The sequence below is a fragment of the Arenibacterium halophilum genome (genome assembly GCF_005938225.1).
GTDB lineage: Bacteria > Pseudomonadota > Alphaproteobacteria > Rhodobacterales > Rhodobacteraceae > Arenibacterium > Arenibacterium halophilum.
On the sequence record NZ_VCPC01000002.1, the window covers coordinates 787,156 to 807,620 of the forward strand.

The window sequence follows — 20,465 nt, forward strand, 5'->3', positions numbered from 1 at the left end:
CTGTCGCGCTGTCGGTCGAGCCGGGCGGATCGCGTCAGATAACGTCGATACCCATCTGTCGAAACGCGTCCAGCTGTTCGTCCTGCGCGGTCTTGCTGGTCACCAGTGTGTCGATGGCATCTACATCCCAGGACTGCACTCGGCTGGTGGCCCCCAGCTTGGTGTGGTCTGCCAGAATGATCGAGCGCTGTGCTTGCGCCCCCATTGCAATTGAAATTTCAGCTTCTTGCAGATCGTAGAAGAACGCGCCTTTTCTCGGGTGCAGGGCCACCGGCGCGGAAAAGCACAGATCAACCTGAAAACGGCGGATTTCGGACAGGGTAAGTTCGCCCACGCTGGCAGGGACATCCGCGGCGATCCGACCGCCCAGAAGCAGGATGTCGATATCGGCGGCTTGCAGCGTGATGGCGATGTCCAGTGAATTGGTGATGACGGATATGCCCGGCACCTTGGCCAGCTCTTTCGCGAAGATGGCGGTGGTTGAACCGGCATCCACCATAAGAGTCTGGCCCGGCTGGATCAGCTCGACCGCCTTTTTCGCGATCTCGGATTTGGCGCGGTTCTGGGTTGTCAGCCGCTCGCGGAACGGATCTTCGGTGCGCGCCTGCGGAAGCACCGCACCGCCGTGAACCCGGGCGACCTTGCCAATCTCTTCAAGGTCCAGAAGGTCGCGGCGTACGGTTTCCCGCGAAACGCCCATCATCTCGGCCAGATCGTTGGCGTTGACCTGCTGGGTCGCGGCCAACATCGACAAAATCCGCTGATGACGCTCCTTTGCCCACATCAGTTCGTTTCCCTGGACCCGCTGCGCCGGTTCATCAGCAACAGGATCAGCTTCATAAACAGAACCGCCGTACAGACAACCGCCATCACGCAAGTCGAAAAGGCAGCTGCCTGCGAGGTCAGCCCCGCATCGTCAAGCCGCATGATCGTCACGGCGGCCACGCTCAGGTTCGGGGTTGTCAGGAACACGACCGCCGACAACGTCACCATCGAGCGCATGAACAGGAAGAAAAAGACCGACACCAGCATCGGCGCGATGAATGGCGCCACGATGTCGCGCGCGGTGCGCCCCAGCCCCGCGCCAAGCGATCCTGCCGCCTCTTCCAAGGCGGGGGGCAATTGCCGAAAGCCGGTGGCTACGGTCAGGAACCCCTGCGTGTGGTAGTGGTAGAAATTGACGATCGCGATCAGCGCAGCCGTGCCATACAGAAGGTACAGCGGCGTCGCCGTGGAATTGAACGTCAGGATATAAGCCAGGCCCAGCACCATACCGGGCACTGCGGCTGGCATCGCGGCCAAAATCTGGATCGGTTGCGCAAGCGCCTGTGGCAGGCGGCGCAGGCCCAGCCCCAGAAGGAACACCGCGATGGTGCCGCCAGCGGCCGCCGCCAGCGAAATCACGATCGTCATCCACAGGGACCCGTAGCCGCCTGCCAGTGTTATGTCGTAATGTTTGAACGACAGCCCCATGTTGTAGGGCCAAAGCTTGACGAAACTGGCATAGACCACGATTGCGATCACCGCCACGATCCCGGCGCAGATCAGCGCCGAGACAAAAGCCATGCTGATATCGCGCAGGGGCGAAAAACTAGGGCGAAAGGGCACTTGCCCGGTGGTTTGCGCCGCCTGCTGCCGCTTTATCGCCTGCCGCTCGATGGCGTATGAAATCACTGTCGGCAGCAGCAGCATGATGCCCACAACGGCCCCCATGTTGAAGTTTCGCTGCCCGACCACCTGACTGTAAATTTCGGTCGCAAGGACGGAATAGTCACCGCCGATCACCGCGGCGTTGCCGAAATCGGTGATCGTGATGGTGAAGCACACAAAGGCCGCATTCAGAATGCCAAACCGCGCGGCGGGCAGGGTGAGGTCACGGAATTGCCGCCAGGGCTGGGCGCCCATGACCTCTGCGGCCTCGTAGGTGCGCGCATCCAGCAGGACAAGCGCGGCGCCGATGATCATCACCGCTTGCGGCAGGGCGTACAGCGTATTGGCGATCAGCAGCCCCCAGAACCCGTAGATTTCAATCTCGACTCCAAGCGCGCGGCTGATCACCCCGTTGCGTCCCAGCAGAAAGATCAGACCAAGCGCCTGCACCAGCGACGGGGCAAGCAGCGGCAGCACGATAATGGCGCGGATCAGCCATTTGCCGCGAAACGCACAGCGATACAGGGCGTGCGCAATGATGAACCCCAGAAAAACACTGAGCGCCGTGGTCGCACCACCCATGACCAGCGAATGCCGCGTCGCGCGCCAGAACCCGGACGACCCCAGAACGGTGGTATAGTTTTCGATGCCATAGCTATCGCCAACGGTGATCGACCGCAGGAAGACAATCGCCATGGGATAGGCGAAGAACAGGATCAGACCCAGCAGCGGCAGCCCGACACAGGCCAGCGTCAGCAGCCGGTCGGCGTCGAACTGGCGGCGGGGAGAAGAGGCGGCGGTGTTCATCATTCGGCCGCCGCGCTCTGGCTGACATCATCCAGGACCCATGTGCACGCTTGCCCACCGATGCCAAGCGCCACGCGGTCGCCTACATGGCAGGGGTTGGCACCGTGCGTTTCCACCAGAAGCGGTCCGGCAGGGCTGTCCACTTCCAGCCGTCGCAGGTTGCCCAGAAAACTGATGCTGCGCACCGAGGCCGTGCCGGTTTCGTCCGGTGTCACGCCAATCTGCTCGGGTCGGATGCACGCCAGATAGCTGTCGCCACCCGTCGGGCGCGTTGCCAACAGATCGGGGAAGCACCGGGTGACCGTCTCGGACGTCAGCAAATTGCTGATGCCCATGAATTCCGCGACAAAGCGGGTGGCGGGGCGGTGGTAAAGATCTTCGGGCGTTCCGGCCTGTACCACAACGCCGTGATTCATGCAGATGATCTTGTCGGCCAGCGCAAGCGCCTCTTCCTGATCGTGCGTCACCATCAGCGTCGGAATGCCAAGGCTGCGCTGAACCTGCCGGATTTCGTCGCGTAGGGTCGCGCGCACCTTGGCATCAAGCGCCGAGAGCGGTTCGTCCAGCAGCAGTACGCGCGGGTCGACCGCGATGGCGCGCGCAAGCGCAATGCGCTGCTGTTGCCCGCCCGAGAGTTGGCCGGGCAGCTTGTCGGCGACCTGCGGCAGCTTGACCAGTTCGAGCAAGTCTTTGACCCGGGATGCAATATCGCCTTTGGGTGCGCCGCGGATCTTCAGCCCGTAGCCGATGTTTTCGGCCACGGTCATGTTGGGAAACAGCGAATAGGACTGGAACACAATGCCGAACCCACGCTTGCGGGCGGGCAGATCGGCCAAAGAGGCGCCCTCTAGCGTGATGTCGCCACTGTCAAGATCGGTCAGCCCGGCGATCAGCCGCAGCAGCGTTGTCTTGCCGCATCCCGATGGCCCCAGAAGGCAGACGAATTCGCCCTTTTCGATCTCGATCGACACCTTGTCGAGTGCCGTGAAGCTACCGTAGGTCTTGGTGGCGTCGCTGACGGTCAGATACATGAAGGGCGTGCTTTCCTGCGTGTTTTTGGCAACCCCTCGGGGCCGCGGGGGGCGGGGCGGCGTTGGCCGCCCCGTGGCCGGCTTAACGACCGAACTTTTCTTTCCACTGTTCTTTCACAGCGGTTTGCTGGGTTGCGGCCTTCACAAAGTCCACATCCGCCAGAACTGTCGAGATGTCAGCAGGAAGCCCGGCTTTCTCGGCCGCTTCCGAGGCATCGACACCCGGGATGGTGATCAGCGCCTTGTACTTCTGATAAAGACCGATGGCCTCGTCCGACATCGTCCAGTCGAGGAAGGCCTTCGCACCCTCCATATTGTCGGAGCTTGCCATCAGGCCCGATGCCTCAAGCTCGTATCCAACGCCGCCTTCCGGGAAAACCATCGCCAAGGGATAGCCTTCTTCGATCGACTGCATCGCGGTGAAGGCCAGCGAGATGCCAACGGTATATTCCCCGACGCGGGCCGATTTGCAGGGCTTCGACCCGGAAGACGTGTACTGCGCCATGTTCGGATCGACCGCTTCCAGCTGCGCCCAGCCGGCCTCTTCGCCCATGCTTTGCAACACGGCGTTCACGTGCAGATAGCCGGTGCCCGAGGAATTCGGGTCGGGCATCAGGACTTCGTCCTTGAATGCGGGGTTTTCCAGATCGGCCCAGCTTTTCGGCATCGGCAGGCCTTTTTCTTCCAGCCGCGCGGTATTCACACAGAATGCGCCCATATAGCCGATGGGAGCGAACCATTTGCCATCTGCGCCGCGGAACGTGTCGGGCAGTACATCGGCGCCCTTGGCTGCGTAGGGCTCCAGCATCTCAAGGATCTGCGGGTCCATCATCGCGCTGGCGGCCCAGCCCCAGATCACGTCGGCCTGCGGGTTGCCCGCCTCGGCCAGCAGGCGCGCGCCCAGCTTGCCCGTCGACAGACGCAGCACGTTGATTTCGGTGTCGGGCATGGCGGCCTGCGCCGCCTCGATATAGGCCGCGATCTCTTCTTCTTCGAGCGCGGTATAAACGGTTAGTTCATCGGCCAGTGTCGGCGCGGCAAGGCACAGGGCCGACATCGACACTGCGGCGGTCTGAATCCAGGTTTTCATGGTAATCTCCTTGTTGATCCATCTCGTGTTTGTCCGGATCGCTGTCCGGCTGTCTGCGGGCCCTGAAACAACCCGTTCTTGTTGTCCGACCCGTCTGCGGGGTCTGGGGTTATTTGTGTAGTCTTGCGTTTTTGTGGCATTTGTCTACGGTTTATTTCAAAAGCAGGCGTTCCCCGCCCGCCGGACCTGCATTTGAGGCAATTCATGCAAAATCTTTCACACCTTTCGGAGACGGATGAGCTTGCGCAGTTCGCCATGACCCTCGCCGACACGACCGACGTGATGGCCATGACCTATTTTCGCAAGCCGCTGGATATCGAATCGAAATCCGATCATTCGCCCGTGACGCAAGCCGACAGGGCCATCGAGGCCGAGATGCGGCGCCAGATCACGCAGGCCTATCCCGCGCACGGTATTCTTGGCGAAGAACAAGACAGCGCGCGGCTTGACGCGTCGCATATCTGGGTCATCGACCCGATTGACGGCACGAAAAGCTTTCTGTCGGGTATGCCGACCTTTGGCACACTGATCGCTTGCCGTGCGCATGGCGTGCTGGAACTGGGTGTCATCTCTATCCCGCCAACGGGCGAGCGCTGGACCGGTCAGCGCGGAAAGCCTACGGTTCTGAACGGCGTTCCCTGCCAGACCAGCGGGCGAACCACCCTTGCAGAGGCAATTCTCTATACAACCAGCCCCGACAGCTTTGACGCGTCAGGACTGACCCGGTTCGAAACGCTGTCACAAAAGGTCGCCATGCGCCGGTTTGGCGGAGACTGTTATGGATACGGTCTTCTTGCGTCGGGGCATGTCGACCTGCTGGTCGAGATGAACCTGCAACCCTACGACTACATGGCGCTTGTTCCGGTTGTCGAAGGCGCAGGGGGCGTCATCACCGACTGGACTGGTCAGCCGCTGACGTTGGCTTCGGAGGGCAGGGTGATTGCAGCCGCCAGTGCGGCCTTGCATGCAGAGGCGATTGCCGTACTGAAGTCCAACGCTCAAGCGCGGTGATCGGACGTTCCGGCCCCAGGGGACGCAGCCCTAGAGGGGCGCGTGCGACCGCAGCGCCGATTCCAAAGGGGCCCGGACGACTGTGCATTCGTACGGCCCCAAGCTCCGCACGGAATGTCGAGAGCTTGATACGTAAGGACGGGTACAAGCCTACGGCCGGGCCCCATCCAGAAGATCGTGGCCTCGCGTAAGTGGTACCGCCCGGCGTCAGGCGGGAGGCGGTGGCGCATGTCGTGGAAGCCCACGGTGTGAGCCAGGGCCGGGCATGCAAGGCATTGGCGGTGAAACGGTCGGGCGTGCGCTATCGCAGCGTGCGACCGGACCATGCCGAGGCGAGGGCCGCGATCGAGGCTGTCGCAGCCGAGAGGCGTCGGTTTGGCTATCGCCGCATCCAAATGATGCTGGAACGGCAGGGGATCGCTCCTCTCAGGACATCGCTGCGCGATGCCCTTCCCGGCAGTGGATGAACCTGAAGAAACTCGGGCGGCTCACTCCGTCCGGACCAGAACCAAGGAAGTCTATTGCACGAACTGCTTTTGCCCCGAAATGGACCACGCCGCAAAACGTCGTCCACAATCGGACCGACGGAAGTCAACAACGCCAGCTATTTTGTACAGGAGCATCACACCAAATGGCAGCCCGTAGGGGAATCGAACCCCTCTTTCCAGGTTGAAAACCTGGCGTCCTAACCGATAGACGAACGGGCCACTTGGTGTGAGCGGGTCTTTAAGTAATCCCGCCGAGGGGCGCAAGAGGAAAAAATGGCAATCGTGCGAATTCTTTTTTTTCCTCGCCGGATCAGGCCTTTGCAGCGTCGTCCAAACGCAGCTGAACGCTGCTGCGACCGCCCCATGTGTTGATCTCAAGCCGCCCGGCCACGTGAAAGCGTGCACCACCGTGGTTGCTCAGCGTTGGGCCAAGATCGGTGTCGAAAGCGCCAAAGGAAATCGCGTCGATTCCATTGCCCATGCCGTCGCGCAATCGCACTTTCAAATGCCCCGAACCAACCTCGCGCGCGTGGGCGACTTGCAGATCGGGCAGGGCAAACCGTGGGGCCGGGGCCGAGGCGCCAAAGGGCCCGGCCTGCTCGAGCGTTGCGATCAACTCGGTGGTGGCGGCGGCTGGCATCAGCGTCCCGTCAAGGCGCAGATCGGCGGGCCCGGCGTTGCCCGCACCCTGCTTTGCCAAAAGCTCCGACAGGCGCGCCATCGCAGCGTCCAGACGATCGCGCGCCACGGTCAGCCCGGCGGCCATCTTGTGTCCGCCCCCGGCGATCAGCAACCCCTCTTGCGCCAGCCGGTGGATCGCCGCGCCAAGATCAACCCCAGGGATTGATCGGCCCGAGCCTTTGCCGATATCACCATCGAATCCGATCACCACGGCAGGGCGGTTGGTGGCTTCCTTGATGCGGGCAGCAACGATCCCGACAACGCCGGGATGCCAGCCATCTTCGGCCGCCCAGACCAGCGGTTCCGCCAGCCCGCGCGCTTCGGCCTGCTCCATCGCGCGGGCGCGCACGGCGGCTTCGATTTCGCGCCGCTCGGTGTTCAGCGCATCCAGGCGCTCGGCCAGCGCGGCAGCTTCGTGCGGCGAGTCGGTGGCCAGCAGGCGCGCGCCCAGATCGGCCTGGCCGATGCGTCCACCGGCGTTGACACGGGGGCCCAGAAGGAACCCAAGGTGATAGGCCGACGGCGCCTGGTCCATCCGCGCCACATCGGAGAGTGCCACAAGCCCAGGCCGGGCGCGCCGCGCCATAACCACCAATCCCTGCCGCACCAGCGCCCGGTTGGCCCCGATCAAGGGCGCCACATCGGCCACGGTCGCCAGCGCCACCAGATCAAGCAGAGCCATCAGGTCCGGTCCTGTGGGCCGCCCGGCCTCGCGCAGTTGACGGCGCACCTCGACCAGCATCAGGAACACGACCCCGGCCGCGCAAAGATACCCCAGCGCGCCGTCCTCGTCCTGCCGGTTCGGATTGACCACGGCCACGGCGGGCGGCAAATGCTCGCCACCCAGGTGGTGGTCCAGCACGATCACCTCGGCGCCCTCTGCGGCCGCGATCGGACCATGCGACAGGGTTCCGCAATCGACACAGACGATCAGATCGTGATCGCGGGCGAGGGCGCGCATGGCTTCGTCATTGGGGCCATAGCCTTCGTCGATCCGGTCGGGCACGTATAGCGTTGCCCGAACCCCCATCTCGCGCAGCCAGACCAGCAGCAGCGCGGCGGAAGATCCGCCATCCACGTCGTAATCGGCAAAAACGGCAATGCGCTCGCGCCGCACCACTGCAGCAATGAAACGTGCGGCGGCCTTTTCCATGTCCTTCAGCCCACGTGGGTCGGGCAGCAGATCACGCAACTGCGGCGTCAGGAATCCGGTCGCCTCATGCGCGGCCACGCCCATCCGGGCCAGAACCCGGCAGACCGGGGCGGGCAAGGCGGTGGTCTGCTCGATCAACTCGGCGGCACGCTCCACCTCGACCGAGGCGCCAACCCAACGCCGCCCGGTCAGCGAAGTTTCAACATTCAGAAATGACACGCGGCTTGGCCCTTATCTTCCGGGGAATCCGCCGGCCCCCCGGCGAAACCCGCTTTTTCATTATTCCGGAAATACTCCCGCCGGAGGCCTCTGCCCTGTGGGCCAGCGCAATGGCTTCGGATCACTCGAAGGGCGTGCGGTATTCCATACGCCGCACGGATCCGGTTTTCGACCGCATCAGCAACGTGGTGCAGGTGACCCAGCCGGGTTCACGGCGAATGCCGGGGAGCAGAGTGCCTCCGGTTACTCCGGTTGCGGCAAAGATCACGTCGCGCGTCACCATGTCGTCGCGGCGGTAGACGCGGTCCAGATCCCTGATGCCGGCCTTGGCGGCGCGCGCTTTTTCATCTTCGTTGCGGAACAGCAAACGGCCTTCGATCTGGCCACCCATGCATTTCAGCGCCGCGGCCGCCAGAACGCCTTCGGGGGCGCCGCCGGTGCCCATGTACATGTCGATTCCGGTCATGGCGCTGTCGGCGCAATGCATCACGCCCGCCACATCGCCATCGGTGATCAGCCGGATCGACGCGCCGGTCGAGCGGACTTCGGCAATCATCGCCTCGTGGCGCGGGCGTTCCAGGATGCAGACGGTGATATCCTTGGGCGCGCAGCCCTTTTCGGTCGCCAGCGCCGAGATCCGCGTGGCGGGCGGCATGTCGAGCGTCACCAGCCCCTCGGGATAGCCCGGGCCAATGGCGAGCTTGTCCATATAGACATCGGGTGCGTGCAGCATCGACCCGCGTGGACCCATCGCGATGACGGTCAGCGCGTTAGGCATGTCCTTGGCGGTCAGCGTGGTGCCTTCCAGCGGGTCAAGGGCGATATCGACACCGGGGCCTTTGCCGGTGCCGACCTCCTCCCCGATGAACAGCATCGGGGCTTCGTCGCGTTCACCTTCGCCGATCACCACGACGCCGCTGATGTCCAGAAGGTTCAGCTGCTCGCGCATGGCGTTGACGGCGGCTTGATCCGCGGCCTTTTCATCACCGCGCCCGACCAGCGACGCCGAAGCCAGCGCTGCCTGCTCGGCCACCCGGGCAAGGCCCAGAGACAACATGCGATCGTGAAATTCTGCGGTATCCGACATCGGGCTGTCCCTTGAGATTCGTGGCTTGGCTGCGATCTGCACGGGCACGTCCCATGCGCCCTAGTTGGGCATGGGTTTAGCCTTGCGGTGCCAGTGGCACAAGATCCGGTGGCGTTTGGCGCGGTGTTGGAGGGGGCTCTGCCCCCCTCCGGCTGTGCCGGAGTCCCCCGGGATATTTATGTCCCAAAGAAGCGGGAAGGGGCCGTAGCCTAGACGCTTTCGATGCGCAGGGCCACCGGTTCCGAGACGATGACATCGGTCTGGCGCATGGCCTCGATGGCCTCGTCCAGCGCTGCGCGGGTGGTCTTATGGGTGACGAAAAGCACGGGCGCCGCGCCCTCGGAGTGGCCATACTGGCGCATCCGGTCGATGGAGACGCCAGCGTTGCCCAGAAGCGTTGCCACGCGGGCCAGCGCGCCGGGTTTGTCGACCAGCGTCATGCGCAGGTAGAAGGGCGCCGGCAGGCCGGAAGTGGCGGGCGGGACCTGTTCCAGCGTGGTTGCGGGCTGCCCGAAAGTGGGCAGGCGGAAGCCGCGCGCCAGGTCGCAGACATCGCCCATCACCGCGCTGGCCGTCGGGCCCTGGCCGGCGCCGGGGCCACGCAGTACGATCTGCTCTACCGCGTCGCCTTCGATCACCACCATGTTGGTGCCGCCTTCGAGTTGGCCCAGCGGGCTGTCGGCGGGCACGAGGCAGGGCTGCATGCGCTGTTCCAGTCCGCGACCCGTGCGGCGCGCCACGCCCAGCAGCTTGATCCGATACCCCATGTCGGCGGCCTGGCGGATATCGTCGATCTTGATGCGTTCTATACCCTCGATGTCGATGCCTGCAAAATCGGGCTGGGTGCCGAAGGCGATCGATGAAAGCAGTGCCAGTTTGTGGCCTGCATCGATCCCGCCCACGTCGAGCGTGGGGTCCGCCTCGAGATAGCCAAGGTCAGAGGCTTCCTGAAACACGGTGTCATAGCCCAGTCCGGCGCTTTCCATCCGGGTCAGGATATAGTTGCAGGTGCCGTTCATCACGCCCATCACCCGGGTCACCTGGTTGCCGGCGAGCCCTTCGGTCAGCGCCTTGATGACGGGGATGCCGCCGGCTACGGCGGCCTCGAAGCGGATGGCGCGGCCTTTGGCTTCGGCCTCTTCCGCGAGAGTCTGGCCGTGGATCGCCAGCATTGCCTTGTTGGCGGTCACCACGTCCTTGCCGGTGTCCAGCGCGGCACGGGTGGCGGCAAGCGCGGGTCCGTCCGATCCGCCCATCAACTCGACGAAGACATCGATATCGTCGCGGCGGGCGAGGGCGACGGGGTCGTCTTCCCATTCGTAGCCCGTCAAAGACACGCCGCGATCCTTGTCACGGTTGCGGGCAGAAACGGCGGTGATGGTGATCTCGCGCCCGGTGCGGGCGCTCAGCATCGCAGCATGGGTTCGCACGATCCGCACAACCCCCGCGCCAACCGTGCCCAAGCCTGCAATCCCAAGGCGCAAAGGTGCCGCCATCTGCCTGTCCTTCCAAAACGTTTTCGGTTTGCCGTGCCTTAGCCGTTTCGCCCGAGCGGCGCAACGCGTCAAAGAACCTTGGGTCAGTTGTCGGTGACGGATGTATTCAACCGCGCGCGGTCATCGGCTGACAGGGGCGGGGCGCCGGCCTGCAGGCGACGGGCCCGGGCCTGCAAAGCGGCGCGGCGGGCGTCAAGCTGACGGGCCAGTTGCGCGCCATCTTCCTTGGGGGTGGCCGGCGTGGTCAGGCTGGCATCAAGGGGAATCAGGGTTGGGAACGGTGCATCGCGCAGATCAGGGGCGATCCGCTCTCCGAGGTCGGGCACATCGATACAGCCCGCGACACTGGCGACCAGCGCCGTACTGGCAAGAACTGCGCGAATCCGGGGCAATGTCTGGGCTCCTTGCGGTGTGCGATGGCATCCTGCACTGCGCCGCGCGGCGGTGCAACCGCGTGGTGCGAAGGGTGGATGATCTTGGGCTTCTATTTGAACGGGTGTTCAGATAGCGTTTGGCCATGGCTCGCACGCAAGGATCCTCGTCTGACATTACCGGCCCGCGCATTCGCCGGGTGGCCGAACGGCTGTTCGCGCAGGCGGGGTACGCAGCCGTGTCGATGCGCCAGATCGCGGCAGAGGTCGGCGTGCAGGCGGGGGCCCTGTATAACTATACGCCGGACAAGCAGTCGCTGCTGTTCTCTCTGATGGAACGCCATCTGCACGAGGTGCTGGAGGGCTGGGACACGCTGAAGAGCACAGGCACGCCGCAAGAGCAGTTGGCGGCGTTTGTGCGGTTCCACATCGGGTTTCACCTTGAACGGCCCGATGCGGTGTTCATCGCCTACATGGAGCTGCGCAATCTCACACCCGAGAATTTCGCCCGCGTCGAGGGCCTGCGTCGCCGGTATGAGACCATTCCGGAGCGAATCCTTCAGGCCGGGATTGACGCAGGGGAATTTGCCGTGCCCGACCCGCGTGTGGCGACACTGGCGGTGATTGCAATGTTGAACGGGGTCAATACCTGGTACAGGCCGGGTGGCCGTCTGACGTTGGAACAGGTGGAAGACCTGTATCTGGACATGGTGCGCAAGTCGCTTTCGGCGGGTTAAAAGCGCCGCCCCGAAGGGCGGCACCAAAGTGTCAATGGGCGGGCTTGATGAAGGTGCCGCTGCGCAACTCGGTCATGGCCTGCATCAGCTCGGCTTTGGTATTCATCACGATCGGACCGTGCCAGGCCACCGGCTCGGCAATCGGCGCGCCCGAGATCAGCAGGAACCGCACGCCCTCTGGCCCGGCCTGCACTGTCACCTCGTCCCCGGTGCCAAAGCGGATCAGAGTGCGGTTGCCCGACATATCGCGAATGTTCACCTCTTGCCCGGCGACTTCCTTTTCCAGCAGCACGCCGGTCGGGGCCGAGGCATCGGCAAAGGCGGCGGCCCCTTCGAAGACATAGGCAAACGCCCGGCGATAGGTGTCGATCCGAAACGTCTTGCGCACCCCGGCGGGGATCGAGATATCAAGATACTGCGGATCGGCGGCGATGCCATCGACCGGGCCCGTCTTGCCCCAGAAGCTGCCCACGATCACGCGCACGCGGGTGCCGTCATCGTCCACGACCTCGGGGATCTCACCCGACGACACATCCTGATAGCGCGGCGCGGTCATTTTCTGCGCGGCGGGCAGGTTGCCCCACAGCTGAAACCCATGCATCTGGCCCTGCGCGTTCCCTTGCGGCATTTCCTGGTGCATGATGCCCGACCCTGCGGTCATCCACTGCACATCTCCGGCGCCAAGCGTGCCGGTGTTGCCAAGGGAATCCCCGTGTTCGACGGTGCCCGACAGCACATAGGTGATGGTCTCGATCCCGCGATGGGGATGCCAGGGAAAACCGCGGAGGAAATCCTCGGGGCGTTCGTTGCGGAAATCGTCGAACAGCAGGAAAGGGTCCAGCTCGGTCGGGTCCTGAAACCCGAAGGCACGGTGCAGTTTGACTCCGGCGCCCTCCATGGTGGGCTGAGCGTGGCGGGTTTCGGTAACGGGACGGATCGACATGGTGTCAGCCTCCTGATGAATGGTTGCTACCAATATAACCGTGCGTGTGTGCAGAACAATGCGCCGCTGCACACGTTTCATGTGCAGCGGCGCGCGGTAAACAGGGTACTCTTTACAAACAACACGTGCGGGAAACAGTCCGCACCGGGGCGAAAACCACGCCCCGAACTCATGCCCCGAACGAGGGGCTCTTATTCAGCCCCTGTCAGGTCCGACGCAAAACCATGCGCCGTCGATACTGATCTTTTCGTCGTTTCCGGTGTGGAACCGATAGTAGGTGATGTCGCCGCGCGGCAGCGTCTGAACGCCCGGCAGCCCGACAAGTCGCGCGGCGGGAACTGCGGTGAACTGGCCCGACACATTCGGCGACCAGATCATTTGTCCCGGCGACACCAGCATGGTGCGCGCAGGATAGGTGCCGCCGATGGCCTTGGCCCGAATGTGGACCGGATGGGCAGCGTGGTGGCGGGCCATGAAATCGGCATCCAGTCGGATTTTGTCGATCCACAGGATCTCGCGGTAGGCGCCGGTGATCGTTTTCACCTTGTCGCGGCGGCGCAGCGCCTCGATCGGCAGGTCGCCAAAGATGGTGGCGATACGGCACTTGCCATCGAAGCCGGGAAGCGTCCATTTGACGGGCGCTGTCCGGTCGGAAGCGGCACGCGTTTCGTCGCGTGTCGGCGCAGCGGATTTCGCCATGACCGAGGCAAGCAGCGCGTCTTCGGCTTTGAGATCAAGGGCGGTGCCACATAGCGGAGCCGGGGCGGCCGGAGTTTCGGCCGCCTCGGTTAGCGGACGCGCCCGGGCCGGAACAGAGGCCGGAACGGAAGCATGGTCCGGCCCAGATAGCGCAACATGCGCCATGGCCGGTGCGGTATCGACACGGCGGAAACGGGATGCGCCGAATGTCTTGAACATGGGGAACTCGTTAAGGTGTTTCATAAAATTGTAGGTATCCCCAGCAGTGTCTCCGCACCAGAAATTTGCCCGATTCAGGTTAATTCGCACGTTTTTCGGGGTGATTTTGGAAACAGTCCTGCAACCAGAGGCTGCGAAATTGCCACTGGGAAAACAGTGACAAAGTTTTGCCGCATTCCGGGTGTGCGACTCGGCCGACTCACTTGGGGGTTGCAGGCGAGAGCGATGCGACGGCTCGGGGGTTGCGCGGCGGCGCGGGGCCGCGCAGAAAGGCCTTTCAGGTGCGTCGATAGGCGGCGACACAGGCAGGCGCGCGCGCAACAAGGGGCAGGGCTGACATGGATGATGAAATTCTGGCCGTGGTCGAAGCCTCGGCGATCCGGCGGTGGATGGGGATCGCGATGCTGGCGTTCGTGGCCTTCCTTGTGCTGTATGTCGCCTTTGCCACGCCGCCCGACCTGCTGTGGCAGATCTTCCTGATGCTGGTGGGCGGCATCGCTTTGTGGACGGCGGAACGTATGCGCCGTGCCACGACCGCGCGTCTGGAGCTGACGCGGACCGAACTGCGCGACAGTGTCGCCGGGACCATCGTGGCGCTGGACGACATCGCCACCGTGGATCGCGGCACATTTGCCTTCAAACCGTCAAACGGGTTTCTGATCCGCACGAAAAAACCCGGCGCGCGTGGGTGGCGGCCGGGTTTGTGGTGGCGCATGGGGCGCCGGATCGGGGTGGGCGGGGTTGCCGCCGCGCATCAGACAAAGGCAATGGCCGAAGCGCTGAGCATGCACCTTCTGGCCCGAGATGGCGCGCCCTAGACGGGATCGTCGGGCGAATTGTCCTCGGGGTAGTCGTCGGGCGTTTCCCAGACCAGCTGCGACACGAAGCGTGGCCGCGTGAAGACGAAGTTGTCGAGGTTGATGTTGTCGAGCCCGACGTTGAACAGCGGCACGAAGACATTGTTGGTTTCCACCAGGATCACGCGCTCGTTGTCGGGCATCACCGGCAGTTGCGATTCAATGTCCGAGATGTTGGCATCGGTCAGTTCGGCCGGGTAACCGCGATTGGCGGACCAGTCGAGGTAATACCGTTCTTCGCCTTCGTCCCAGCGGATCACCGAAATTCGCACATCCACCCGCGAGGTTGCCCGCGTCATCAGGCGCATAACCTCGACCATGCTGTCGATGTAGGCGTCGTTGATGCCTTCGGTCTCGCGCGAGATAAGGTCCGAGATTGTATAGGCGGCCTTCAGGTTCAGCGAGCTTTGCCGGTAGCCATCGAAGAAGACGTAACAGGCCATGAACGTCCAGAACAGGATCGGCATTGCCAGCACGAATTCGATGGTGACGTTGCCCGAGGTGTCACGGGCAAACAGGGACAGGCGGCGTTTCAGGGCGTGCATCAACATGGCTTACCTCGGTTCCTGAACGAAGGCCGAAATCGCGACGAGCGAGAATTGCCCGGCGCCGTCCTTCTTGATGTTCTTACCAAGCCCGGTCGTGGGGAAGATCGGGTCGATTTTGGCGCAGGCGCGCAGGATCATCAGATCGTTCTCCAGCGCATCGTTCTTGAAGTGCACTTTGGGCGCCACCTCTTCCGACTTGTCGGTGCAGGTGGGTGTATCGGAAATACCTTCCCCCCATTCGCGCGGGTTTACTTGGACCATCTCCAGCAGCATGTTCTCGCGGCAGCTGTCGATGAACCCGGCGCGTTCGCACAGAAGATCCTTGATTTCATCGTGCTGTGGCGCGGCGCCGGTGGACAGGCGGATGTCGCGCACCGTCTGGTCCATCGCACGCTCCAGCATCGCGTGTTGCAGGCTGACCATCCCCAGTTCGACCGATGACAGCAGCAGCATCAGCATGGCGGGAAAGGTGATGGCGAATTCGACAACGGCGGCGCCGTCCTCGGCCCGCCCAAAGCGGCGGACCCTGTTCCAAACTGTCGTAATCATTGTGTCAGCCTCAGTTTGCGGATCGAGGTTGCGATGGCCGAGAAGGCATCGGCGATATCAAGCCCTTCGACTTCGAAGAAATGGCTGTCAGAGCTGGCGCAATCCTTCAGCGTGCGCAGGCCTACCTTCGGCGCCTCGAGCCCGATCGTGTAGACGATCACGCCCTTGTCTTTGGTCGCACCGCAAATGTGCTTGGTGTACTGGTTCTTGGCTGAAGATTCGCGCTTTTCATAAGCGGCAGACAACCATTGGCCGCTGGCGCTGTTAGTATAGCTGTACAGATAATTCGCGATCCAGCGCAGCGACGCCTGGTTGAACAGCTCGGTATAAGGCAGGCGCACGGCGTCTCCGGTTTCCTCGTCACCATAGGGGTGATCTTCCCAGCGATTGCGATGCGGCCACCAGAAGTGCGGATTGCCCTGCGAATGGTACACACTGTAGCGATCGGCCACTGCGTTGTACCAAACATTCGAATCGCCAGTGCGCAGCGAGGGGTTCAGGAAATACTGATCGGTGTTTTCGCCATCGGAAATCAGCACGATGATCTTCAGCGTTTCGCCGTTGTCATAGTCCAGCGGGCGACCGACGAACCGGGGATCAACCTCGCCCTCGGCGGCCAGCAGGGCAACCGGGCCGCGCAGGCTCGGATCGAGCATGGCGGCGCCCCATTTCATGCCCAGGTCGATCGAGGTGTTGCCACCGGCTGTCATCGAATCGATATGCGCGTGCAGCTGTTCGCGGTTCCCGCTGAGGGGCAGGATTGCGGTGCCTGCGCGCACCGGGCAAACGGGCAGGTCGATCGAGCCTTCGGAATAGGTGAAGGGATCGAAGTGGGCCGTCCTCTCAAGATCGTCGGTGACCTTGATATCGGTTTTCTTGAACTGTTCGGGGATGAAGTTCACGCAGTGCGAATAGCTGTGTTCGTTCGAGACATTGAACTTGCTCAGCAGTGGCTCGCCCGCGTTGACCTGCGTGGCGTAGGGAATGATTGAGATCGACGAGGCATTGGTCATGCCGCCCAGAAGCGTATCCACGAATTCCTTGGCCGATGTCTTGAGGTTGACCAGACGGTTGTTGCGGCTCATCGAACCGGACACGTCCAGCACCAGCGAAATTTCAACCGAGCTGACCCGCTCTTCGGCGGTGCCCTTCGCGGGCGCCGTCATCGTATCCAGCCCGGTCATGTGCATGAACTGCGTGCGCACCTCGGCATCTGCGGTAGCCGACACGGTGCGATAGCCCAGTCCCTGAGACAGCGACACCGCCCGAAGGTTGCTGCCAAGTCCGGCCTTGTTGAAATAATCCCGAACCACGTCGGCGGGTTCCAGGGTCTGTTCAAGGTCGGCGGCGGCCAGAACGGCGCGGTCCAGCGTGTATTGCAGCTCGGACCGGTCACGCTCGAACCGCATGAGGTCGATCCCGATACCCCCCACCATCAGGATCAACACGAAGATATAGACGCCGAAAATCAGCAGCGTTCCCTCTTCGTCGCGAGCAAATCGTTTTAGTCGTTTCGAAGCTTTTGCATGTGCCGGCGTTGCCGCCGGCATGTCAAATGCAGGAATTCGGTCTTGTGGCACAGTCATTGTCTACCTCTTCTGCCGCCGAGGGGCGCGGCACGCGGGAACGGAATACATCCCGAAACTTGTCGGCGAAAATTCGGGCTGAAATGGGGCAGAACCGGGCGGAATTCGGTGTATTCGAGGCGCGATCTGGCGACGATCCGGGTTAAATCGGGGGGTTGTTCGCGCGAAGGGAACAAAGCCGGATAAATCCATAAACTTGTTGGAATTTCCGTCCGAATTGCGACCACGCTCAAAAAATATGCAACTCGTGTTTGCATATTGTCACGATCTGGCGACTACTAGGGGAACGACCGAGCCGAACGAACGAGGAGATATGTCGATGGCGGTGGCGAACGAACCAAGTTTCCGGGAAAGTGTCGATCTGATGTTCAACCGCGCGGTGGCGCTGATGGACCTGCCGCCGGGGCTGGAGGAGAAAATCCGCGTCTGCAATGCCACATATACGGTGCGTTTCGGGGTGCGGCTGCGCGGGCAGATCCACACGTTTACCGGCTACCGCTCGGTTCATTCCGAACACATGGAGCCGGTCAAGGGCGGCATTCGTTTCGCGATGGGCGTGAACCAGGATGAGGTCGAGGCGCTGGCCGCGCTGATGACCTATAAGTGCGCGCTGGTTGAAGCGCCATTTGGCGGGTCCAAGGGCGGATTGCGGATTGATCCGCGCCAGTATGACGAACACGAGCTGGAACAGATCACGCGCCGCTTCGCGTACGAGCTGATCAAGCGCGACCTGATAAACCCCAGTCAGAACGTACCCGCCCCCGACATGGGCACGGGCGAACGTGAAATGGCGTGGATCGCCGACCAATACGCGCGCATGAACACGACCGATATCAACTCGCGCGCCTGCGTGACCGGCAAGCCGATCAATGCCGGTGGTATCCAGGGCAGAACAGAAGCAACGGGGCGGGGTGTGCAATACGCCCTGCGCGAATTCTTCCGCGATCCACGCGATGTGGAGATGGCCGGGCTGTCGGGAGAGTTGGATGGCAAGACTGTGATCGTTCAGGGCCTTGGCAACGTGGGCTATCACGCGGCCAAGTTCCTGTCGGAAGAAGACGGTTGCAAGATCGTCGGCATCATCGAACGCGATGGCGCGCTGGTCAGCAAGGATGGCCTGAACGTCGAGGCGGTGCATCACTGGATCGCGAACCACGGCGGGGTGACGGGCTACCCCGATGCGCAGCATGTGGCAGACGGCGCGACGGTTCTGGAAGAACCCTGCGACATCCTGATCCCGGCGGCGATGGAGGGTGTCATCAACCTTGGCAATGCCGAGCGGATTCAGGCCCCGTTGATCATCGAGGCCGCGAATGGCCCCGTCACCGCCGGAGCCGACGATATCCTGCGCAAGAAGGGAACGGTGATCATTCCCGACATGTACGCCAACGCGGGCGGTGTGACCGTTTCCTACTTCGAGTGGGTCAAGAACCTGAGCCACATCCGCTTTGGCCGCATGGGCCGTCGGCAGGAGGAATCGCGCCACCAGTTGATCGTCGAAGAACTGGAGCGCCTGTCTGCCGACCGCGATCTTGGCTGGACGCTCAGCCCCGGGTTCAAGGAAAAGTACCTGCGTGGCGCGGGCGAACTTGAACTCGTGCGCTCGGGTCTGGATGACACGATGCGCATTGCCTACCAGTCCATGCGCGAAGTCTGGCATGGCCGCGGGGATGTGGATGACCTGCGCACCGCTGCCTATCTGGTCAGCATTGGCAAGGTGGCGGCCAGCTATCGCGCCAAGGGGCTGTAGCACGCAAGCGCGGTCCGCCGGCCTTATCGGCGGACCGACCAAGCTGCGACCCCGGTTGCAAAAACGACCGATCTGGTCGCGCATAGACATGTTCCTGTCGAAAACCCGCGCGGCGCGCGGCGGCTCCCATTGCTAGTACTGGGGCGATCTGGTTCTATCCCGGCGCAGGCAACGGCCCCGTCGCGAACGGGGCCACGCGCGTTTCGGGAGTATGTAAGAAGATGCGGTTTTCCGGGCTCCGGGTTCTGAAGGAAGGGCTGACTGGCAACAAGGGCTGGGGGCCGCACTGGCGCGATCCGGAACCAAAGGCGGAATACGATATCGTCATCATCGGCGGCGGCGGGCACGGTCTGTCGACCGCCTATTATCTGGCGCGCGAGCATGGGTTGAAGAACATCGCCGTGCTGGAAAAGGGCTATATCGGCGGCGGCAACGTGGGTCGAAACACCACCATCGTGCGCGCCAATTACTTCCTGCCCGGCAACAGCGAATTCTATTCCCATTCGCTGAAGCTGTGGGAAGGGCTGGAAGAAGATCTGAACTATAACGTGATGCACAGCCAGCGCGGGCTGATCAACCTGTTCCACTCCGACGGGCAGCGCGATGCTTTTGCACGGCGTGGCAATGCGATGATCAACCAGGGCGACGACGCGATCCTGCTGTCGCGCGAGGGCGTGCGCAAACATCTGCCGTACCTCGATTTCGACAATGTGCGCTTTCCGATCTATGGCGGGCTGTATCATCCGCGCGGGGGCACGGCGCGCCACGATGCCGTGGCCTGGGGCTATGCGCGCGGGGCGTCGGACCGGGGCGTGGACATCATCCAGAATTGCGAAGTGACGGGGATCGACCGTGAGGGTGGGCGCGTCACCGGGGTGCAAACTTCGCGCGGGGGGATCCGGGCCAAGAAGGTTGCCATCGTGGTGGCGGGCCGATCCGGTCAGGTGGCGGCGATGGCGGGGATGCGCCTGCCGATCGAGAGCCACGTCCTCCAGGCCTTCGTGACCGAGGGGCTGAAGCCGGTGATCGACCATGTCATCAGCTTTGGCATGGGGCATTTCTATATCAGCCAGTCCGACAAGGGCGGGCTGGTGTTTGGCGGTGACCTAGACATGTACGCCTCTTACGCGCAGCGCGGGAACCTGCCTCTGGTCGAACATGTGATGGAGGCGGGGATGACGCTGATGCCGATGATCGGCAAGGCGCGCGTGTTGCGCTCATGGGGCGGGATCATGGACATGACGCCCGATGGGTCCCCCATCATCGACAAGACTGATATCGACGGGCTCTATATCGATTGCGGCTGGTGTTACGGCGGGTTCAAGGCGGTGCCGGCCTCGGGCAATTGTTTCGCGCATCTGGTGGCCACCGACAGGCCCCACCCGGCGGCCGAGAGGTTCCGGCTGGACCGGTTCCGCACCGGCAACGGGCTGATGGATGAAGAAGGGACCGGTTCCCAGCACAACCTGCACTAGCGGCAGTTTGGCGGTGAC

Annotated in this window: 19 protein-coding genes and 1 tRNA gene; 6 read left to right on the forward strand and 14 right to left on the reverse strand. The window is 62.9% G+C overall.

The window, feature by feature from the left end:
- Positions 1-34: 34 nt before the first annotated feature.
- From FGK64_RS10515 to FGK64_RS10530, 4 genes are all read right to left on the reverse strand, one after another.
- On the reverse strand, positions 35-784 hold the full coding sequence (locus FGK64_RS10515; protein WP_138863745.1) for a DeoR/GlpR family DNA-binding transcription regulator: 750 nt from the start codon (positions 782-784) through the stop codon (positions 35-37).
- Positions 784-2,460: an ABC transporter permease subunit gene (locus FGK64_RS10520; RefSeq protein ID WP_210236561.1), complete on the reverse strand. Its 1,677-nt coding sequence runs from the start codon at positions 2,458-2,460 to the stop codon at positions 784-786. The genes FGK64_RS10515 and FGK64_RS10520 overlap by 1 nt, the downstream gene beginning before the upstream one ends.
- A complete protein-coding gene (locus FGK64_RS10525; RefSeq protein ID WP_138863746.1) occupies positions 2,457-3,488 on the reverse strand; it encodes an ABC transporter ATP-binding protein in 1,032 nt (343 codons plus the stop codon). Before FGK64_RS10525 ends, FGK64_RS10520 begins: the two co-directional genes overlap by 4 nt.
- Positions 3,489-3,570: 82 nt before the next feature.
- Entirely contained in the window at positions 3,571-4,578 is a 1,008-nt protein-coding gene (locus FGK64_RS10530; protein WP_138863747.1) for an ABC transporter substrate-binding protein, read from the reverse strand.
- Between the two features lie 204 nt (positions 4,579-4,782).
- Here FGK64_RS10530 and hisN point away from each other — a divergent pair, with 204 nt between their 5' ends.
- The gene (gene hisN, locus FGK64_RS10535; RefSeq protein WP_138863748.1) at positions 4,783-5,589 is read left to right on the forward strand and encodes a histidinol-phosphatase; all 807 of its coding nucleotides are present in this window, start codon (positions 4,783-4,785) and stop codon (positions 5,587-5,589) included.
- A 221-nt stretch (positions 5,590-5,810) separates the two neighbouring features.
- Positions 5,811-6,056 carry a hypothetical protein gene (locus tag FGK64_RS10540; RefSeq protein WP_138863749.1) on the forward strand — a complete coding sequence of 82 codons (246 nt, stop codon included), beginning with the start codon at positions 5,811-5,813 and terminating at the stop codon, positions 6,054-6,056.
- Positions 6,057-6,221: 165 nt separating this feature from the next.
- Here FGK64_RS10540 and FGK64_RS10545 read toward each other — a convergent pair.
- From FGK64_RS10545 to FGK64_RS10565, 5 genes are all read right to left on the reverse strand, one after another.
- Positions 6,222-6,296 (reverse strand) — tRNA-Glu (locus FGK64_RS10545).
- A 91-nt stretch (positions 6,297-6,387) separates the two neighbouring features.
- Positions 6,388-8,130: a single-stranded-DNA-specific exonuclease RecJ gene (gene recJ, locus FGK64_RS10550; RefSeq protein WP_138863750.1), complete on the reverse strand. Its 1,743-nt coding sequence runs from the start codon at positions 8,128-8,130 to the stop codon at positions 6,388-6,390.
- 121 nt (positions 8,131-8,251) lie between these two features.
- Positions 8,252-9,217 carry a class II fructose-bisphosphatase gene (glpX, locus tag FGK64_RS10555; protein WP_138863751.1) on the reverse strand — a complete coding sequence of 322 codons (966 nt, stop codon included), beginning with the start codon at positions 9,215-9,217 and terminating at the stop codon, positions 8,252-8,254.
- 209 nt (positions 9,218-9,426) lie between these two features.
- On the reverse strand, positions 9,427-10,713 hold the full coding sequence (locus tag FGK64_RS10560) for a homoserine dehydrogenase (protein WP_138863752.1): 1,287 nt from the start codon (positions 10,711-10,713) through the stop codon (positions 9,427-9,429).
- 83 nt (positions 10,714-10,796) lie between these two features.
- Positions 10,797-11,105: a hypothetical protein gene (locus FGK64_RS10565; RefSeq protein ID WP_138863753.1), complete on the reverse strand. Its 309-nt coding sequence runs from the start codon at positions 11,103-11,105 to the stop codon at positions 10,797-10,799.
- 125 nt (positions 11,106-11,230) lie between these two features.
- Here FGK64_RS10565 and FGK64_RS10570 point away from each other — a divergent pair, with 125 nt between their 5' ends.
- Positions 11,231-11,821 carry a TetR/AcrR family transcriptional regulator gene (locus FGK64_RS10570; protein ID WP_138863754.1) on the forward strand — a complete coding sequence of 197 codons (591 nt, stop codon included), beginning with the start codon at positions 11,231-11,233 and terminating at the stop codon, positions 11,819-11,821.
- A 31-nt stretch (positions 11,822-11,852) separates the two neighbouring features.
- Here FGK64_RS10570 and FGK64_RS10575 read toward each other — a convergent pair whose 3' ends face one another.
- Complete coding sequence (locus FGK64_RS10575) at positions 11,853-12,764, reverse strand: pirin family protein (protein WP_138863755.1); 912 nt, start codon at positions 12,762-12,764, stop codon at positions 11,853-11,855.
- Between the two features lie 195 nt (positions 12,765-12,959).
- Positions 12,960-13,682 (reverse strand): Hint domain-containing protein, encoded by a 723-nt coding sequence (locus FGK64_RS10580; RefSeq protein ID WP_171054032.1) that lies wholly within the window; start codon positions 13,680-13,682, stop codon positions 12,960-12,962.
- Positions 13,683-14,020: 338 nt separating this feature from the next.
- Here FGK64_RS10580 and FGK64_RS10585 point away from each other — a divergent pair, with 338 nt between their 5' ends.
- Complete coding sequence (locus tag FGK64_RS10585; RefSeq protein ID WP_138863757.1) at positions 14,021-14,500, forward strand: hypothetical protein; 480 nt, start codon at positions 14,021-14,023, stop codon at positions 14,498-14,500.
- Here FGK64_RS10585 and FGK64_RS10590 read toward each other — a convergent pair.
- Genes FGK64_RS10590 through FGK64_RS10600 form a run of 3 tightly spaced genes read right to left on the reverse strand, consistent with a single transcriptional unit; the run spans position 14,497 to position 17,222 of the window.
- Positions 14,497-15,090 (reverse strand): TadE/TadG family type IV pilus assembly protein, encoded by a 594-nt coding sequence (locus tag FGK64_RS10590; protein ID WP_246057727.1) that lies wholly within the window; start codon positions 15,088-15,090, stop codon positions 14,497-14,499. The genes FGK64_RS10585 and FGK64_RS10590 overlap by 4 nt on opposite strands.
- A 3-nt stretch (positions 15,091-15,093) precedes the next feature.
- Positions 15,094-15,636, reverse strand: a complete 543-nt coding sequence (locus FGK64_RS10595; RefSeq protein WP_138863758.1) for a TadE/TadG family type IV pilus assembly protein — start codon at positions 15,634-15,636, stop codon at positions 15,094-15,096.
- Positions 15,633-17,222: a pilus assembly protein gene (locus FGK64_RS10600; RefSeq protein ID WP_246057728.1), complete on the reverse strand. Its 1,590-nt coding sequence runs from the start codon at positions 17,220-17,222 to the stop codon at positions 15,633-15,635. Before FGK64_RS10600 ends, FGK64_RS10595 begins: the two co-directional genes overlap by 4 nt.
- A 319-nt stretch (positions 17,223-17,541) precedes the next feature.
- Here FGK64_RS10600 and FGK64_RS10605 point away from each other — a divergent pair, with 319 nt between their 5' ends.
- Complete coding sequence (locus FGK64_RS10605) at positions 17,542-18,972, forward strand: Glu/Leu/Phe/Val family dehydrogenase (protein WP_138863760.1); 1,431 nt, start codon at positions 17,542-17,544, stop codon at positions 18,970-18,972.
- A 221-nt stretch (positions 18,973-19,193) separates the two neighbouring features.
- Positions 19,194-20,447 carry a sarcosine oxidase subunit beta family protein gene (locus tag FGK64_RS10610; RefSeq protein ID WP_138863761.1) on the forward strand — a complete coding sequence of 418 codons (1,254 nt, stop codon included), beginning with the start codon at positions 19,194-19,196 and terminating at the stop codon, positions 20,445-20,447.
- Positions 20,448-20,465: the final 18 nt, after the last annotated feature.

Excerpts from the sequence above, each read along its gene's own strand:
- FGK64_RS10515 (WP_138863745.1), bottom strand. The coding sequence starts at position 784 with ATGTGGGCAAAGGAGCGTCATCAGCGGATTTTGTCGATGTTGGCCGCG.
- FGK64_RS10520 (WP_210236561.1), bottom strand. The coding sequence starts at position 2,460 with ATGATGAACACCGCCGCCTCTTCTCCCCGCCGCCAGTTCGACGCCGAC.
- FGK64_RS10525 (WP_138863746.1), bottom strand. The coding sequence starts at position 3,488 with ATGTATCTGACCGTCAGCGACGCCACCAAGACCTACGGTAGCTTCACG.
- FGK64_RS10530 (WP_138863747.1), bottom strand. The coding sequence starts at position 4,578 with ATGAAAACCTGGATTCAGACCGCCGCAGTGTCGATGTCGGCCCTGTGC.
- hisN (WP_138863748.1), top strand. The coding sequence starts at position 4,783 with ATGCAAAATCTTTCACACCTTTCGGAGACGGATGAGCTTGCGCAGTTC.
- glpX (WP_138863751.1), bottom strand. The coding sequence starts at position 9,217 with ATGTCGGATACCGCAGAATTTCACGATCGCATGTTGTCTCTGGGCCTT.
- FGK64_RS10560 (WP_138863752.1), bottom strand. The coding sequence starts at position 10,713 with ATGGCGGCACCTTTGCGCCTTGGGATTGCAGGCTTGGGCACGGTTGGC.
- FGK64_RS10570 (WP_138863754.1), top strand. The coding sequence starts at position 11,231 with ATGGCTCGCACGCAAGGATCCTCGTCTGACATTACCGGCCCGCGCATT.
- FGK64_RS10575 (WP_138863755.1), bottom strand. The coding sequence starts at position 12,764 with ATGTCGATCCGTCCCGTTACCGAAACCCGCCACGCTCAGCCCACCATG.
- FGK64_RS10580 (WP_171054032.1), bottom strand. The coding sequence starts at position 13,682 with ATGTTCAAGACATTCGGCGCATCCCGTTTCCGCCGTGTCGATACCGCA.
- FGK64_RS10585 (WP_138863757.1), top strand. The coding sequence starts at position 14,021 with ATGGATGATGAAATTCTGGCCGTGGTCGAAGCCTCGGCGATCCGGCGG.
- FGK64_RS10590 (WP_246057727.1), bottom strand. The coding sequence starts at position 15,090 with ATGTTGATGCACGCCCTGAAACGCCGCCTGTCCCTGTTTGCCCGTGAC.
- FGK64_RS10595 (WP_138863758.1), bottom strand. The coding sequence starts at position 15,636 with ATGATTACGACAGTTTGGAACAGGGTCCGCCGCTTTGGGCGGGCCGAG.
- FGK64_RS10600 (WP_246057728.1), bottom strand. The coding sequence starts at position 17,222 with ATGACTGTGCCACAAGACCGAATTCCTGCATTTGACATGCCGGCGGCA.
- FGK64_RS10605 (WP_138863760.1), top strand. The coding sequence starts at position 17,542 with ATGGCGGTGGCGAACGAACCAAGTTTCCGGGAAAGTGTCGATCTGATG.
- FGK64_RS10610 (WP_138863761.1), top strand. The coding sequence starts at position 19,194 with ATGCGGTTTTCCGGGCTCCGGGTTCTGAAGGAAGGGCTGACTGGCAAC.